The sequence below is a fragment of the Bradyrhizobium sp. PRIMUS42 genome, from assembly GCF_023006515.1.
Classification (GTDB): domain Bacteria; phylum Pseudomonadota; class Alphaproteobacteria; order Rhizobiales; family Xanthobacteraceae; genus Bradyrhizobium.
The window spans coordinates 1-14,997 of sequence record NZ_JALBGZ010000069.1 but is presented as its reverse complement, the minus strand read 5'-3'; the positions used below and the strand labels follow the sequence as shown (position 1 = coordinate 14,997).

The following is a 14,997-nucleotide window of genomic DNA, read 5'->3' as shown; positions in this document are numbered from 1 at the left end:
CGACCTCGCGCGGCGGCAGCGGCTTGCCGTCCACATCCAGGATCGCGATCTCGACGCCCGGCAGGGCCTTGCCGGCCGAGCGCATCCGCTCCAGCCCTTCGACGTGATCCTCCGGCGGCAGCGCGACGATGGTGCCGGTGGTCTCGGTCATGCCGTACAATTGCACGAAGCCGCATTTGAAGACCTCGATGCACTCCTTCAGCAGCGCCGCCGGTATAGGCGAGGCGCCATAGAGCATGTATTTCAGCCGCGAGAAATCGACCGTCCTGGCGCGCGGCTGCCGCACCACGAACTGCATCGCGGCCGGCACCATGAACAGTTTTGTGATGCCCGACTGCTCGAAGAAATCCAGCACCTTGGTCGGATCGAACTCGCGGGCGATCACGCCGCGGGCGCCGTGATAGAGCCCCATCACGCCCCAGCCGGAGCCGCCGATATGGAAGACCGGCATGGCCACCAGCGACACGTCGTCGGTCGACCACCGGTTCCACTCCGGTTTATCCTCGGCATTGCCTGATTGCACGAGGTTGAGGAAGTTGGCATGCGACAGCATCGCGCCCTTCGGCTTGCCCGTGGTGCCGGATGTGTAGAGCTGGATCGCGATGTCGCGGCTGTCGATCGGGACCTTCGGATCGTCCCCGCTCTGCGCATCGCGCCACGCCGCAAAATCCTGCCACTCCGGCGCACCGCCCTCGGTGGTGATGATCGTGCGCACGCCCGGCAGCTGGTTCTTGATCTGGCGGACCTGTGTGATGAACTCCGGCCCGACGAACAGAACCGGCGCCTTGCAGTCTTCGACGATGAAGGCAACCTCGGGCCCCGCCAGCCGCCAATTCACCGGCGCCATCACCACGCCGGCCTTCATGGAGCCCAGCAAGAGTTCGAAATAGAGATCGCTGTTCTTGCCGAGATAGGCGATGCGTTCGCCCTTTTTCACGCCCATCGCGAGAAGCGCGTTGGCAACCTTGTTCGTGTTGACGTCGAACTCGGCAAAGCTGGTGACGCGGCCCTCGAACTCATAGGCGGTGGCGTTGCCGCGGCTCGTCGCCCGCTCGCGCACCATGTCGGCGAGGTTCGCCAATGGCTGTATGGACATGTTTCTCCCGTGGCGTCTTGTTTTTATGCCTGGGAGTGTGGCGTCATCTGCGGGTGAAGACAAGGCGGAGAGGGGAATCGATGGTTCCGTGTCCCGGACGCGCTGCAGCGCTTGCGCTGCTGCGCAGAGCCGGGACCCATTCTCCTGTGTCCGCGAAGCGTGCTAGGCCCCGGCTCAGCAGCGCACCACGCCGTACCGGACGATGTCCGCATCGCCGGGGGCGCGCTGCGCTGCGTCCGGGGCACGAGCGAGCATCACCCCCGCTTCGCCCGGTCCTTCTCGTTCTGCGCCATGATGCTCTCGCGCGCGGTCTTCCAGTCGTCGTCGCTCCAGTCGCGGAGCTGGTAGAAATTGCCGCCCATGGCGAGCGCCTGCGCGCCGTCCATGGCGATGGTCTCGCCGGAGATCCAGTCGCAGCCGCCGGAGATCAGGAACACGGCGACGTTCTGCAACTCCTCCATGGTGCCGACGCGGCCCATCGGGTTCATCGCCTTGGTGCGGGCGCCGGCCTCGTCGCCCGGCTTGATCCGCTTGCTCATGCCCTCGGTCGGGATCTCACCCGGCGCGATGGTGTTGAGGCGGATGCCGTATCGGCCCCATTCGGTCGCAAGCGACATCGTCATGGCGTGGATCGCCGACTTGCTCATCGCCGACGGCACGACATAGGGCGAGCCGTTGCGCACCCAGGTGGTCGTGATCGACACGACATTGCCGGGCTGCTTCAAGGCGATCCAGCGCTTGCCGACCGCATGCGTCACATAGAACGTGCCGTGCATGACGATGTTGGCGACCGCGTCGAAGCCGCGCGGCGACAGCTCCTCGCTGCGCGAGATGAAATTGCCGGCGGCGTTGTTGATGAGATCGGTGAGGGGGCCGTCGCGAAAGATGGTCTCGATCATCTCCTCGACAGCGAGCGCGTTGCGGATGTCGACACCATGGCTGGTGACGCGGCCGCCATACTGATCCATCAATTCGGTCGCGGTCTCATCGCAGACGATCTTGCGCCGGCCGCAGATGTGCACCTCCGCGCCGAGCTGAAGGAAGCGCGCTGCCATCGACTTGCCGAGACCTGTGCCGCCACCGGTCACGAGAATGCGCCGGCCGGCCAGAAGATTTTCCTTGAACATGGCTGTTTCCCCCGTAGGGATTGTCAGTTAATTGGTCGATTGACTAAATCCGGCTACCAGCGTCCTGTAAAGCGGCACTGAACAAGAACAGGGGAGAATTCGTCCATGGAAGAGCGCGTCTCGATCTCGATCTCGGAAGGCGTCGCCGACGTGCGCCTGGTGCGCGCGGACAAGATGAACGCGCTGGATCAGGCGATGTTCGAGGCCCTTGTCGCCGCAACCGACCGGCTTTCGAAGGAAAAAGGCGTGCGCGTGGTCGTGCTGTCGGGCGAAGGCCGGGCCTTCTGCGCCGGGCTCGACATGGGGCGTTTTGCCGCCATGAAGGAGAAGGGCGGCAACGGAATTCCGGGTGGCGAAAATCGCGATCTCACCAAGCGGACGCATGGGCAGGCCAACTTCGCGCAACAGGCGGTGTGGGGCTGGCGCCAGCTGCCGGTGCCTGTGATCGCGGCCGTGCACGGTGTCGCCTTCGGCGGCGGCTTCCAGCTCTCACTCGGCGCCGACATGCGGTTTCTCTCGGCGGACGCGCGGATGTCGGTGATGGAGATCAAATGGGGCCTCATCCCTGATATGGCGGGCACGCCAATCCTGGCCTCGCTCGTGCGCGACGATATTTTGCGCGATCTCACCTACACCGGCCGCATCTTCTCCGCGCAGGAGGCGATGACGTACGGCCTCGCCACGCGCATCTGCGACGACCCGCGCGCCAGCGCCCTGGAGGTCGCGCGCGAGATCGCGGGCAAGAGCCCGGATGCGATCCGCGCGGCGAAGCGCCTGCTGAACAATCTCTCGGTCGATCCGGGTCCTGCACTGCTCGCCGAGTCGGTCGAGCAGCAGAAGCTGATCGGCAGCGCGAACCAGACCGAAGCTGTGAGATCGAATCTGGAGAAGCGCGCGGCGAAGTATGCAGACTAGCAGTTCCCCGTCATTCCGGGGCGATGCGAAGCATCGAGCCCGGAATCCATAACCGCGATCGGGAGTATGGATTCCGGGCCTGCGGCTTCGGGCATCACGGAATGACGACCGTAGGTTTGGCCGCATTCTCGAACCCGACGAAAGATCGGAAAACAAAAATGAGCGAAACGTCAGACTTCCTCGGCATCGTCTCCGGCGAGCGCCGACGCACCCACACTGAAATCGCGGCCCGTGCGGACCGCATCGCCGCCGGCCTCGCCAAGATCGGCGTCCGCCCAGGCGATTGCGTCTGCATGCTGATGCGCAACGACATCGCTTTTCTGGAAGCCGCCTATGCCGCGATGCGGCTGGGTGCCTATGGCGTGCCGATCAACTGGCACTTCAAGCCCGAAGAGATCAACTACATCCTGAACGACACCGGTACCTCGGTGCTGATCGGGCATGCGGACATGCTGCACGCCCTGCGCGATGCCATTCCGAAGGGCGTCACCCTGCTGAGCGTGCCGACGCCGCCGGAGATCCTGTCCAACTACAGGATCGATCCGGATCATCTGGCGACACCTGGCTTCGCGATCGATTTCGAATCCTGGCTCGCGCAGCATGAGCCCTATGACGGCCCAATCGTGCCGCAGCCGATGAACATGATCTACACCTCGGGGACGACAGGCCATCCCAAGGGTGTCCGCCGCCACGCGCCGACGCCGGATCAGCAGGCGGCCGGCGAGCGCATGCGCGCGATGATCTATGGGCTCAAGCCCGGTGCCCGCGCGATCCTGCCGGGCCCGCTCTATCATTCCGCGCCGAACTCGTTCGGCATCCGCGCCGGCAAGCTCGGCGGCGCGCTGGTGCTGATGCCGCGCTTCGAGCCGGAGGAATTCCTGGAGCTGATCGAACGTTATGGGATCGACACCATCTTCATGGTGCCGACCATGTTCATCCGCCTGATGAAGCTGCCGGAGGAGGTGCGCAGGAAGTACGACGTCTCGTCGCTGCGCCACGTCATCCATGCCGCAGCGCCGTGTCCCTCCGACGTCAAGCGCGCCATGATCGATTGGTGGGGGCCGGTGATCTACGAATTCTATGGCTCGACCGAATCCAGCGCGGTCACCTTCGCCACCTCCGAGGACGCGCTGAGAAAGCCGGGCACCGTCGGCAAGATTTCGCCCGGCGCGGAGCTGCGCTTCCTCGGTGAAGACGGCCGCGTGCTGCCGGCTGGTGAGATCGGCGAGATTTATTCGCGCATGGCCGAACTGGCCGATTTCACCTATCACAACAAGCCGGAGAAGCGCGCCGAGATCGACCGCGACGGCTTCATCACCTCCGGCGACGTCGGCTATATCGACGAGGACGGTTACGTCTTCATCTGCGACCGCAAGCGCGACATGGTGATCTCGGGCGGCGTCAACATCTATCCGGCGGAGATCGAATCGGTGCTGCACGCGGTGCCCGGCGTGCATGATTGCGCGGTGTTCGGCATCCCCGACGCCGAGTTCGGCGAGGCGCTCATGGCCGTGGTTGAGCCGCAGGCGGGCGTCACGCTGGAGGCCGGCGACGTCCGCGCCGCGCTGAAGGCGCATCTGGCCGACTACAAGGTGCCCAAGCACATCGAGATCCGTAGCGGGTTGCCGCGCGAGGATTCCGGAAAAATCTTCAAGCGCCGCCTGCGCGATCCCTATTGGGAGCAGGCGGGGCGCAAAATCTGACAGTGCCGTAGGGTGGGCAAAGCGGAAGCGTGCCCACCAGATTTCGCTTACGGAGACAGATCGTGGGCACGGCGCAAGCGCGCCTTTGCCCACCCTACGAGATACTGACAGCAGCCCGGGTGAGAGGAAGCGATACCCGGGACAGTGAAAGATAAGACCCCGGATGTCGCTGCGCTCATCCGGGCTACGCCGCCGTCTTAGCAGAGACAGATTTCGACCCTATATAAGCGGAACCATTGACCTCCCGGATCATCCCATGGCTCCCGTTTCCATCATTCTCAACATCCTCTGGATCCTGATCGGCGGCGCCTGGATGGCGTTCGGCTGGCTGATCGCCGCGATCATCATGGCCGTCACCATCATCGGCCTGCCCTGGGCGCGGGCGGCGTTCAACATCGCCGTCTACACGCTGCTGCCGTTCGGCTCGCGAGCGGTCAGCCGCTACGATGTCACCGGCATGAGCGATATCGGCACCGGCCCGCTCGGGCTGATCGGCAACATCATCTGGTTCGTGCTCGCCGGCTGGTGGCTGGCGCTCGGCCATCTCGTGACGGCACTGGTCCTCGCGGTCACGATCATCGGCCTTCCCTTTGCCTGGGCGCATCTGAAGCTCGCCGGCATCGCGCTCTGGCCGATCGGCAAGGTGATCGTGCCGGCTTGAGGCGAAGTCGTCGTTCGTAGGATGGGTAGAGCGCCAGCGAAACCCATCAAACCGTCCGCCGATGACGAAGCAAGACGGGTTTCGCAAGGGCTCAACCCATCCTGTGCTGCGTACATCAATGGGCATGCTCCCTCAGGGACGAACGCGAATGATCGTATTCCCCTTGCGTCGCCCGGTCGGGTTTAAGGCAGCGACCGCATCGTCGAAGATCGAGACGTTGCCGATGTTCGTCCGCAGTCGTCCGTCCCGCACCCGCTGGACGATCTCACTCAGTTGGGCACGATCGGCCTCGACGACAAAGTCGACCGCCAGGCCGTCGGAGGGGCGCGCCTCTGCGGGCCCGACGATGGTGACCAGTGTTCCTCCGGCCCGAATCAGTTCTGCGGACCGCTTCTGAATGTCGCCGCCGATGACATCGAACACCAGGTCGACTTTGCCGATGTCTTCCAGGGCGTCGTTGTCGAGGTCGACGAACTCCTTCGCGCCGAAGCCGAGCACTGCCTGACGGTCGGCGGCGCGTCCGGAGCCGATGACGTGGGCGCCGGCCTCTCGCGCGAGTTGCGTCACCATGGAACCGACTGCGCCGGCCGCGCCGTGTGCGAGGACGCTCTGCCCCGCCTGAAGACGACCGTGCTGGAACAGCCCTTGCCATGCGGTTAGGCCCGAGACCGGCAGGCTTGCGCCCACCGTGAAGTCGACGTCACCGGGGAGCGGCGCCAGGTTGCGTGCCTCGATCGCCGCATACTCGGCGAGCGTGCCGTCGCGATACCAGTCCGCGAGGCCAAACACCCGCTGTCCTACCGACAGCCCCGTAGTGCCATATCCGAGAGCGGTGACCACTCCAGCCAACTCGTGCCCAGGGATCGACGGTGTTCGGTCACGCTCGAGGCGATCGGTCCAGGTCGAGGGCCACGTCAGCTCGGTCGGAACAAACCCCGACGCATGAACCCGAACAACGACGTCGTTTATCGATGCCTGCGGCTCGGGCCGGTCCACCAGTTTCATCCCTGCCGTTCCCGCCGCCCGTTCCGTTACGACGATCGCCTTCATAGGATTATCTCCTCGGTCATTGTCTCCTGGTGCAACTGCTGCAGGCAGCGTGAACGCGCCCGCTATCCACAAAATGCCTGACAGTGTGGACGTGTCTGCGATCTGCGCTGTCTGCATTGACCGGGGCTCCCACTGAGACTGTCGATCGGGATCGCTTCGGTCGTGGTACTAGCAGGTAGATGCGTTGGGCCTGGTCATGAAACCAGTACCAAGATTGCAAATTCTTGCTGTACCAAGCGCATTGAGACGGCGAACAGATTGAGCTCGTAGGATGGGGAGAGCGCCAGCGAAACCCATCAATCCGTCCATCGATGTCGAGGTATGACGGGTTTCGCAAGGGCTCAACCCATCCTACGCGCCCTGCGCTGCGATGCGAGCCCGCTCGGTCGGTGCTGCCCACACAATTCCTCGCGTCACCCGACGGGCGACACACGCCACATGCAGGTCAAGGGCGCGCCTCCCAGATATTCTGATTGACCGAATTCGTTGTTTCGGGTAAACCGCAACACATCCCGGCCCGTCAGAGGGACGTTTCGCGATCGTCACGATACGTAGGCCGGGATGCGATGGACGCGGCAGCGCCGGCGCGTGACGGGATGGCAGGGCGGGCGAACCTCGTGAGCCATCACGATCCGCGGCACGACCCGGTGCGGTCACAGCGTTTCTTTTCGGCGTCGGGGGCGAGCACGCGCGAGCCTTCGAAGTTTGGGAGGGGACGTCCGCGGACGGCAAAAGCGTGTGGTCCTGACGCCCGGGGTCTGTGCGTCAAGGCTTGCGGTGATGAAGCGGCCCAACCGGGCGCGCGCATCAGTGATCCGCAAGGCGACGGGGGCAATAGTGCATCGCTCCCCGGGGAGAGCGCGCCATAAGCCGTAAAACCATTGCGCAGGGAAGGCCGGGATGTCCCGGCGTCACCTGTGGTCACCCCGCGTGCGTTCTTCGCGTGCGGACCCTGGGTGCCCAGCCGGCACCCGGCCTTCCCTGCGCCCTTTCTTCCTGATGAGGGCGAAACGGACAGCAAAGCTCGGGCGGAACGCGCCGCGAGACCGCGAAGGCATGTTTATTGACGAGATTGCAGCACTCGTGCCCCGGACGCAGCGCAACGCGGCGCGTCTTGGCAGCGTGGTGCGCTGCTGAGCCGGGGCCCATATTTCGGCAGTATGCTTTTAGTAGCTTCCTGGGTCCCGGCTCTGCGCATTTACGCGCGTCTTCGATTCTTAAGGGCGTTGCAGCGGGTCCGGGACACGAGCGGCGACGGCAGTGTGCGGCGCTCCCAAGTTCATCTTGCGCTGCGGTAGAAAAATATCGCACACTCGACAGGCCGGGGAGCCGCAGGGAGCTCTGCAAGGAGAGCGAGCCATGTCCCTCCAGACCATTCCATCCGATAGCGCTGAGCCGCGCCCCAACCGTCCCGAGGACGTTCAGGCCACGGAAGCGGAGACGCGGCTGCGGGACGACATCCGCTTGCTCGGGCGCATCCTCGGCGACACCGTGCGCGACCAGGAGGGCGCCGACGTGTTCGACCTGGTCGAGCGCATCCGGCAGACCTCGATCCGGTTCCATCGCGACGAGGACCGGCTTGCCCGCCGCGAGCTCGAGCAGATCCTGGACGGCATGTCGATCCCGGACACCCTGCGGATCGTGCGCGCCTTCAGCTATTTCTCGCACCTTGCCAACATCGCTGAGGACCACAACAACATCCGCCAGATGCGCGCACGCAGCGCCTCGAGGAGCGGCGGGGCAGGGGTGCTCGCGGGCACGCTGGCGAATGCCAAGAGTGCGGGCGTGAGCGCGTCGGAACTGCGGAAGTTCTTCAAGGGCGCTCTCGTCAGCCCCGTGCTGACCGCGCACCCGACCGAGGTCCGCCGCAAGAGCACGATGGACCGCGAGATGGAGGTCGCCGCGCTGCTGGATCGGCGCGAGCGCGTCGCGCTCACGCCGGAGGAGGCAGATGCCAGCGACGAGCAGCTTCGCCGCGAGGTGCTGACGCTGTGGCAGACCAACCTGTTGCGCCGGACCAAGCTCACGGTGCTCGACGAAGTCGCCAACGGCCTGTCGTTCTACGATTACACCTTCCTGCGCGAGGTGCCGCGCCTGGTCAACGCGCTGGAGGACCGGCTCGAGGAGGGCGGCGAGCAAGCGGCGGGCGAGCTCGCCTCGTTCCTGCGCATGGGCAGCTGGATCGGCGGCGACCGCGACGGCAATCCCTTCGTCACCGCCGACGTCATGCGCGGCACGCTGCGGCTGCAGTCGAGCCGTGTCATGCAGTTTTATCTCAACGAGCTGCACGTGCTCGGCTCGGAGCTGTCGATCGCGGCCCATCTGGCCGACGTCTCCGAGGAGCTGCGTAACCTGGCGGAGCGCTCGCCGGATACCTCACCGCACCGGAGCGGCGAGCCCTATCGCCTCGCGGTGTCAGGCATCTATGCGCGCCTGACCGCGACGGCCGAAATGCTCGAGGTCGAGATCACGCGCAGGCCGGTCGGCAAGGGCGCGCCTTACGGGAGCGTCAGGGAGCTGCAGGCCGATCTCGACGTGCTGCACCGCTCGCTGATCTCCAACAATGCGCGCGTCATCGCCCGCGGCCGGCTGCGGCTGCTCCGGCGCGCGGTGGATTGTTTCGGCTTCCATCTCGCCCGGCTCGACATCCGCCAGAACTCGGCGGTGCACGAACGCACCATCGCCGAGCTGATGGATGCCGCCAACCCCGGCATGTCCTATCTCGCGCTCGGCGAGGATGCCCGCATCTCGCTGCTCACGAACGAGCTGCGCTCGACGCGCGCGCTGGTCTCGCCCTTCGTCAAGTACAGCGACGAGACCATGGGCGAGCTCAACGTGTTCCATGCGGCCGCGGAGGCGCATGCCAAGTTCGGCTCGGACGCCATTCCCCAATGCATCATCTCGATGTGCAAGGGCATGTCCGACATGCTCGAGGTCGCGGTGCTCTTGAAGGAGGTCGGCCTCGTCCATCCCTCCGGCCGCAGCGCCATCAACATCGTGCCGCTGTTCGAGACCATCGAGGATTTGCAAGCCTCAAGCGGCATCATGGACCGCATGCTGTCGCTGCACGATTACCGACGCCTCGTCGACAGCCGCGGCAGCGTGCAGGAGGTCATGCTCGGCTATTCCGACAGCAACAAGGATGGCGGCTTCGTCACCTCGGGCTGGGAGCTCTACAAGGCCGAGATCGGTCTCGTCGAGGTGTTCGAGCGCCACCACGTGCGCCTGCGCCTGTTTCACGGCCGCGGCGGTTCGGTCGGCCGCGGCGGCGGTCCGAGTTATGACGCCATCATCGCCCAGCCGGGCGGCGCGGTGAACGGGCAGATCCGCATCACCGAGCAGGGCGAGATCATCTCGTCGAAATATTCCAACGCCGAGGTCGGCCGCAACAATCTGGAGATTCTCGCCGCGGCAACGCTGGAAGCGAGCCTGCTCAATCCGCGCCAGAGCGCGCCGCGCCGGGAATATCTGACCGCGATGGACGAATTGTCGAACCTCGCCTTCAAGGCCTATCGCGGCCTCGTCTACGAGACTGACGGCTTCGTCGATTATTTCTGGGCCTCCACCGTGATCAACGAGATCGCAACGCTCAACATCGGCAGCCGTCCGGCCTCGCGCAAGAAGACCCGTGCGATCGAGGATCTGCGCGCGATTCCCTGGGTGTTCTCCTGGGCGCAATGCCGCCTGATGCTGCCGGGCTGGTACGGCTTTGGCAGCGCGGTCGAGCAATGGATCGCAGATCATCCCGAAAAGGGCATGCCGTTCCTGAAAGAGCTCTACAAGGAATGGCCGTTCTTCCGCATGCTGTTGTCGAACATGGACATGGTGCTGGCGAAAAGCTCGATCGCGATCGCCTCGCGCTATGCCGAGCTCGTGCCGGACGAAGCCCTGCGCGAAAAGATCTTCGGCCGCATCCGCCGCGAATGGCATTCCTGCATCGAGACGCTGCTCGACATCATGGGGCAGGACCGGCTGCTGCAGGGCAATCCGCTGCTGGAGCGCTCGGTCCGCCACCGCTTCCCCTATCTCGATCCGCTCAACCACGTGCAGGTCGAGCTGCTGAGGGAGCACCGCGCGCAGAACCCGGACGAGCAGGTGCTGCGCGGAATTCAGCTGACGATCAACGGGATCTCGGCGGGGTTGCGGAATACCGGTTGATCTCATCCCGTCGTTCCGGGGCGCCCGAAGGGCGAGCCCGGAACCTCGAGATTCCGGGTTCGATGCTTCGCATCGCCCCGGAATGACAGTCTGCACTCAACAGAAATGCGCCCCCTGCGTCTCCACATAGACCGCATACAGCGACTGGCTCGCGGTCATGAACAGGCGGTTGCGCTTCCTGCCGCCGAAGCAGACATTGGCGCAGGTCTCGGGCAGGAGGATTTGCCCGATGCGCGCGCCGTCGTTCGGTGCGAACACCTGCACGCCGTCATAGCCGGGTCCGACCCAGCCGGCACCGACCCAGATATTGCCTTCGGTGTCGACGCGCAGGCCGTCGGGGAAGCCCGACTTGCCCTCGAGCTTCATGTCGATCAGCCGCTTCGGGTTCGAGAGCTTGGCTCCGTCGATGTCGTAGGACCACACCACATTCTCGGCCTGCGGATAATGCGTGATGCCGGTGTCGCAGACATAGAGCTTCTTGTAGTCGTGGCTGAAGGCGATGCCGTTGGGCTTGAACGGCTCGTCCGCGACCTTCGCGACCTGCCCGGTCTGGGGGTCCAGGCGATAGACCGCTTCCTTCTGATGCGGCTGCAGCGAGCCGGTATTGGCGAGCTTGCCCTCGTAGATGCTGATCGCGCCGTAACCGGGATCGGTGAACCAGATTGCCTTGTCGTTTGGATGCACGACCATGTCGTTCGGGCCGTTGAGCGGCTTGCCATTGGCCTGCTCGGCCAGCGTCGTGGTCGAGCCGTCATGCTCGTAGCGGACAAGGCGCGTGCGCTCGGCGCTGAGCTGGCGTCCCTCGGTGTCGAACGAATTGCCGTTGGCCTCATTCGACGGTTTGTGGAACTGCTCGGAGATGTGGCCGTCGTCGTCGAGATAGCGAAGCTGCCGGTTGGCCGGGATGTCGCTCCAGACGAGATATTGCCCCTGCGCATTCCATGCCGGCCCCTCCGCCCAGAGGCAGCCGGTATAGAGCCGCTTGATCGCGGTGTTGCCGACCTTGGCCTTGAAGCGCTTGGGGTCGATGGCGACGATATCAGGGTCGGGATAGCGTTGCGGCTCGGCATTGGCGCCGAAGTCGCGGGCCTCGGCGCGCGAGGCGAGGGCAGTGGCCGCGAGAGCCGCCGTGCCTTTGAGGAGAGTCCGGCGGCCGAGGCCGCTCGTTACAGCGGTGTCGCCGGAGTTGGTCACTATTCTTGTCATGGTTTCCTCCCAAAGTTGCGTTGGGAGGGCACCATTCGCCCGCATTCGGGCGTAAAGCGGGGCGATCTCCGGCCGAGACAACCAGAGATCGCAGGGCAGGGATGCCGGAAATGCGGCTGGACGGGATCCCTACACGGGATCCCAGGTGAAGATGTCGGCCGAGCGGTCGAGCTTGTAGAACGAGCCCTTCAGCGCCGGCATGCCGTGTTCGGCGATCGACTGCGGCGTCCAGCCTTCGGCCCGCTGCACCGAGCGGATCGGCCTGTTCTGGCTGAACAGGAAGATCTCGTTCATGCGCACGCCAAAGATCTGGCCCGTGACGTCCTTGGCGGAATCGGAGATCAGATAGCCGCAGAGCGGGGCGATCTTTTCCGGTCCCATCTGCTTGATCTTCTCGACCCGCGCCTTCTCCGCCTCGGTCTCGGTCGGGATGGTACCGATCATGCGGGTCCAGGCGAACGGCGAGACGCAGTTGGAGCGGACGTTGAAGCGGCCCATGTCGAGCGCGATCGACTTGGAAAGACCGACGATGCCGAGCTTGGCGGCGGCGTAGTTGGCCTGGCCGAAGTTGCCGATCAGGCCGGAAGTCGAGGTGAAGTGCACGAAGGAGCCCGACTCCTGCTCGCGGAAGATGCGCGCGGCGGCGTGGCTGACGTAGAACGAGCCCATCAGATGGACCTTGATGACGGCCTCGAACGCCTCCACGCTCATCTTGTGGAAGATCATGTCGCGCAAAATGCCGGCATTGTTGACGACACCGTCGAGCCGGCCGAAATGGTCGGTCGCGGTCTTCACGATCTTGCTGGCGGGGATGGCTTCGGCGACCGACTCGAAATTGGCGACCGCAGTGCCGCCGCGCTTCTTGATCTCCTCGACGACTTCTTCGGCCGGTGCCGCGTTGGCGCCGGCGCCGTCGGAGGCGCCGCCGGGATCGTTGACGACGACCTTGGCGCCTTCCGCCGCACAGAGCAGCGCGATCTCGCGCCCGATACCGCGGCCTGCGCCGGTGACGATGATGACCTTGTCCTGCAGTGATTTGCTCATGTGGGTGCCTCCTGTTGTGCCCGTCATTCCGGGATGGTGCGAAGCACCAGACCCGGAATCTCGAGATTCCGGGTTCGCGCTGCGCGCGCCCCGGAATGACGGTGCGTTACTTCTCGTTCGTAAACACGATCGTGCCACTCGCGGCGAACATGCCGCCGACGCCGTGACACACCGAAATCCTCGCATTCGGCACCTGCGCCGGCGCGATGCCGCGCATTTGCCGCACGCTCTCCTGCAGCGCGTACATGCCATACATGCCCGAATGCATGTAGCTCAATCCGCCGCCATTGGTGTTGAGCGGCAACTTCCCGCCGGGGCGCGTGTTGCCATCCGCGATGAACTTGCCGGTCTCCTCATGCGGCATGAAGCCGAGATCGCCGAGGCCGAACAGCGGCAGATGCGCGAACGCGTCGTAGATCATGAGATGGTCGACATCCCCGTGCGCAATGCCGGCCTCCTTGAAGGCCAGCGGCCCCGCGGTCTTGAACGCGCGCGAGGAATTGAAGGTCTCCATCTGGCTGACCATCGGCGTTTCCACGCTCTCGCCGGTGCCCATGATGTAGACGGGCTTGCGCGGGAAATCCCTGGCGCGCTCGGCCGAGGTCAGGATCAGCGCACCGCCGCCGTCGGTGACGAGGCAGCACTGCAACAGGCGAAACGGATAGGCGATCATGCGCGAGTTGAGCACGTCGGCGACGGTGATCGGGTCCTTCATCATCGCGCGCGGATTCTTCGCCGCCCATTCCCGCTGCACCACGGCGACCGAGGCCAGCTGCTCGTGCGTGATGCCGTAGGTCTTCATGAAGCGCAGCACGGGAATCGGGAACATGCTGGGCGGACCGTAGACGCCGTAGGGCGCCTCGAACTGGCCGTTGAGGCTGTCGGCCGGCGTCGAGCGCGGCAGCTTGCCGATCATCGACTTGCCGCTCTCGGCATGCGTGATCAGCACGGTCTTGCACAGGCCGGCCTCGATCGCCGCGGCCGCGTGGCGGACGTGCAGCATGAACGAGCAGCCGCCGACCGAGGTGCCGTCCACCCAGGTCGGCTTGATGCCGAGATAATGGCAGACCTGCTGCGGCGTTTCGACCGCGGTGGCGAAGCCGTCGATATCGGACAGCTTCAGCCCGGCATCGGCGATGGCATTGAGCGCCGCATCGGCGTGAAGCTGAAGCTGCGAGGCGTTGGGGATGATTCCAAGCTCGGTGGTCTCGGCCGCGCCGACGACGGCAACCTGGTTGCTGCGCATGGTCTACCCCTTCGCCGGACGGAAGACGGGGAGGGTGATCTTGTCGTCGAGCGCCTGGAAGGCGACCTCGAGCTTCATGTCGAGCTCGAGCGCTTCCGGCGTCTGCGGGCAGTCGATGATGTTGCTCATCAAGCGCGGCCCCTCGTCGAGCTCGACCACCGCGATCGCATAAGGCGGCGTGAAGCCGGGCGCGGCGGGACGATGGTTGATCACGTAGCTGTAGAGGAAGCCCTTGCCGCTCGCCTTGAAGACTGAAACCTTGCGCGAGGCGCAGGACGGGCAGAACGGGCGCGGCGGGAAGTAGACATGCGCGCAGGCGTCGCAGCGTTGCAGGCGCAGTTCGCCCGCCTTCGTGCCGTCCCAGAAATGCTGGGTCTCCGGCGTCGGTTTCGGTCGCGCGCGCTGCGGTTCGGCCATCTCGGCGGCTCCTCCAAGAGACAGGCTTCACGCCTGCCTGTTTCGATCTTGATGCGACAATCGACCATGGTGCGTCAACGGTCCAGCAATACGCATGCATGCCATCATGCGCACAATGCTTGTGTCGAACTGAGGCAGCGCTATAGATTGCGCGCGACAATATTCCGTGAGACAGACATGCCCGAATTTCCGACACTGGCGAAGCTCGCCGAGGACCTCGAAAGCGGCCGCACCACCGCCCGCAAGCTGGTCGAGGCCTGTATCGCCAGGATCGCCGATCCCACTGGGGAGGGCCAGCGCGCCTTCATCCATGTCGACAAGGACGCCGCGCTCGCGGCCGCCGACGCGATGGACGGCCTTCGCAAGGCCAAGGC

At 64.9% G+C, this 14,997-nt stretch carries 11 protein-coding genes and 1 pseudogene; 5 read left to right on the top strand and 7 right to left on the bottom strand.

What is annotated here, in order from left to right; genetic code table 11:
• Both MOV75_RS09020 and MOV75_RS09015 read right to left on the bottom strand, forming a co-directional pair.
• The coding region (locus tag MOV75_RS09020) for an AMP-binding protein (protein ID WP_247005417.1) at nucleotides 1-1,096 on the bottom strand (1,096 nt) is incomplete at its 3' end.
• Between the two features lie 254 nt (nucleotides 1,097-1,350).
• Nucleotides 1,351-2,223, bottom strand: a complete 873-nt coding sequence (locus tag MOV75_RS09015) for an SDR family oxidoreductase (RefSeq protein WP_246925628.1) — start codon at nucleotides 2,221-2,223, stop codon at nucleotides 1,351-1,353.
• 105 nt (nucleotides 2,224-2,328) lie between these two features.
• Between MOV75_RS09015 and MOV75_RS09010 the strand changes: the two genes are divergently transcribed.
• From MOV75_RS09010 to MOV75_RS09000, 3 genes are all read left to right on the top strand, one after another.
• Nucleotides 2,329-3,138, top strand: coding sequence for a crotonase/enoyl-CoA hydratase family protein (locus MOV75_RS09010; protein ID WP_246925629.1), 810 nt, complete (start codon nucleotides 2,329-2,331; stop codon nucleotides 3,136-3,138).
• Between the two features lie 158 nt (nucleotides 3,139-3,296).
• Entirely contained in the window at nucleotides 3,297-4,841 is a 1,545-nt protein-coding gene (locus tag MOV75_RS09005; RefSeq protein WP_246925630.1) for an acyl-CoA synthetase, read from the top strand.
• A gap of 256 nt (nucleotides 4,842-5,097) precedes the next feature.
• Complete coding sequence (locus MOV75_RS09000) at nucleotides 5,098-5,502, top strand: YccF domain-containing protein (RefSeq protein ID WP_246925631.1); 405 nt, start codon at nucleotides 5,098-5,100, stop codon at nucleotides 5,500-5,502.
• Nucleotides 5,503-5,634: 132 nt separating this feature from the next.
• Here MOV75_RS09000 and MOV75_RS08995 read toward each other — a convergent pair whose 3' ends face one another.
• Nucleotides 5,635-6,552 carry an NADP-dependent oxidoreductase gene (locus tag MOV75_RS08995; RefSeq protein WP_246925632.1) on the bottom strand — a complete coding sequence of 306 codons (918 nt, stop codon included), beginning with the start codon at nucleotides 6,550-6,552 and terminating at the stop codon, nucleotides 5,635-5,637.
• 1,359 nt (nucleotides 6,553-7,911) lie between these two features.
• On the opposite strand from MOV75_RS08995, the gene ppc reads away from it, so the two are divergent.
• Complete coding sequence (ppc, locus tag MOV75_RS08990) at nucleotides 7,912-10,710, top strand: phosphoenolpyruvate carboxylase (protein ID WP_247005415.1); 2,799 nt, start codon at nucleotides 7,912-7,914, stop codon at nucleotides 10,708-10,710.
• A 96-nt stretch (nucleotides 10,711-10,806) separates the two neighbouring features.
• On the opposite strand, the gene MOV75_RS08985 is transcribed toward ppc, so the two are convergent.
• From MOV75_RS08985 to MOV75_RS08970, 4 genes are all read right to left on the bottom strand, one after another.
• Nucleotides 10,807-11,916 carry an SMP-30/gluconolactonase/LRE family protein gene (locus tag MOV75_RS08985; protein ID WP_246929823.1) on the bottom strand — a complete coding sequence of 370 codons (1,110 nt, stop codon included), beginning with the start codon at nucleotides 11,914-11,916 and terminating at the stop codon, nucleotides 10,807-10,809.
• Nucleotides 11,917-12,045: 129 nt separating this feature from the next.
• On the bottom strand, nucleotides 12,046-12,960 hold the full coding sequence (locus MOV75_RS08980) for an SDR family oxidoreductase (RefSeq protein ID WP_246929824.1): 915 nt from the start codon (nucleotides 12,958-12,960) through the stop codon (nucleotides 12,046-12,048).
• Nucleotides 12,961-13,066: 106 nt separating this feature from the next.
• Nucleotides 13,067-14,206, bottom strand: a complete 1,140-nt coding sequence (locus MOV75_RS08975) for a thiolase (RefSeq protein ID WP_246929825.1) — start codon at nucleotides 14,204-14,206, stop codon at nucleotides 13,067-13,069.
• Nucleotides 14,207-14,209: 3 nt separating this feature from the next.
• Nucleotides 14,210-14,623, bottom strand: a complete 414-nt coding sequence (locus MOV75_RS08970) for a Zn-ribbon domain-containing OB-fold protein (RefSeq protein ID WP_246929826.1) — start codon at nucleotides 14,621-14,623, stop codon at nucleotides 14,210-14,212.
• A 177-nt stretch (nucleotides 14,624-14,800) separates the two neighbouring features.
• On the opposite strand from MOV75_RS08970, the pseudogene MOV75_RS08965 reads away from it, so the two are divergent.
• Nucleotides 14,801-14,997: pseudogene (locus MOV75_RS08965) on the top strand (amidase); the annotation flags it as partial.

Bases quoted from the DNA above. Each gene is read 5' to 3' on its own strand.
- MOV75_RS09015 (WP_246925628.1), bottom strand. From the start codon at position 2,223: ATGTTCAAGGAAAATCTTCTGGCCGGCCGGCGCATTCTCGTGACCGGT.
- MOV75_RS09010 (WP_246925629.1), top strand. From the start codon at position 2,329: ATGGAAGAGCGCGTCTCGATCTCGATCTCGGAAGGCGTCGCCGACGTG.
- MOV75_RS09005 (WP_246925630.1), top strand. From the start codon at position 3,297: ATGAGCGAAACGTCAGACTTCCTCGGCATCGTCTCCGGCGAGCGCCGA.
- MOV75_RS09000 (WP_246925631.1), top strand. From the start codon at position 5,098: ATGGCTCCCGTTTCCATCATTCTCAACATCCTCTGGATCCTGATCGGC.
- MOV75_RS08995 (WP_246925632.1), bottom strand. From the start codon at position 6,552: ATGAAGGCGATCGTCGTAACGGAACGGGCGGCGGGAACGGCAGGGATG.
- ppc (WP_247005415.1), top strand. From the start codon at position 7,912: ATGTCCCTCCAGACCATTCCATCCGATAGCGCTGAGCCGCGCCCCAAC.
- MOV75_RS08985 (WP_246929823.1), bottom strand. From the start codon at position 11,916: ATGACAAGAATAGTGACCAACTCCGGCGACACCGCTGTAACGAGCGGC.
- MOV75_RS08980 (WP_246929824.1), bottom strand. From the start codon at position 12,960: ATGAGCAAATCACTGCAGGACAAGGTCATCATCGTCACCGGCGCAGGC.
- MOV75_RS08975 (WP_246929825.1), bottom strand. From the start codon at position 14,206: ATGCGCAGCAACCAGGTTGCCGTCGTCGGCGCGGCCGAGACCACCGAG.
- MOV75_RS08970 (WP_246929826.1), bottom strand. From the start codon at position 14,623: ATGGCCGAACCGCAGCGCGCGCGACCGAAACCGACGCCGGAGACCCAG.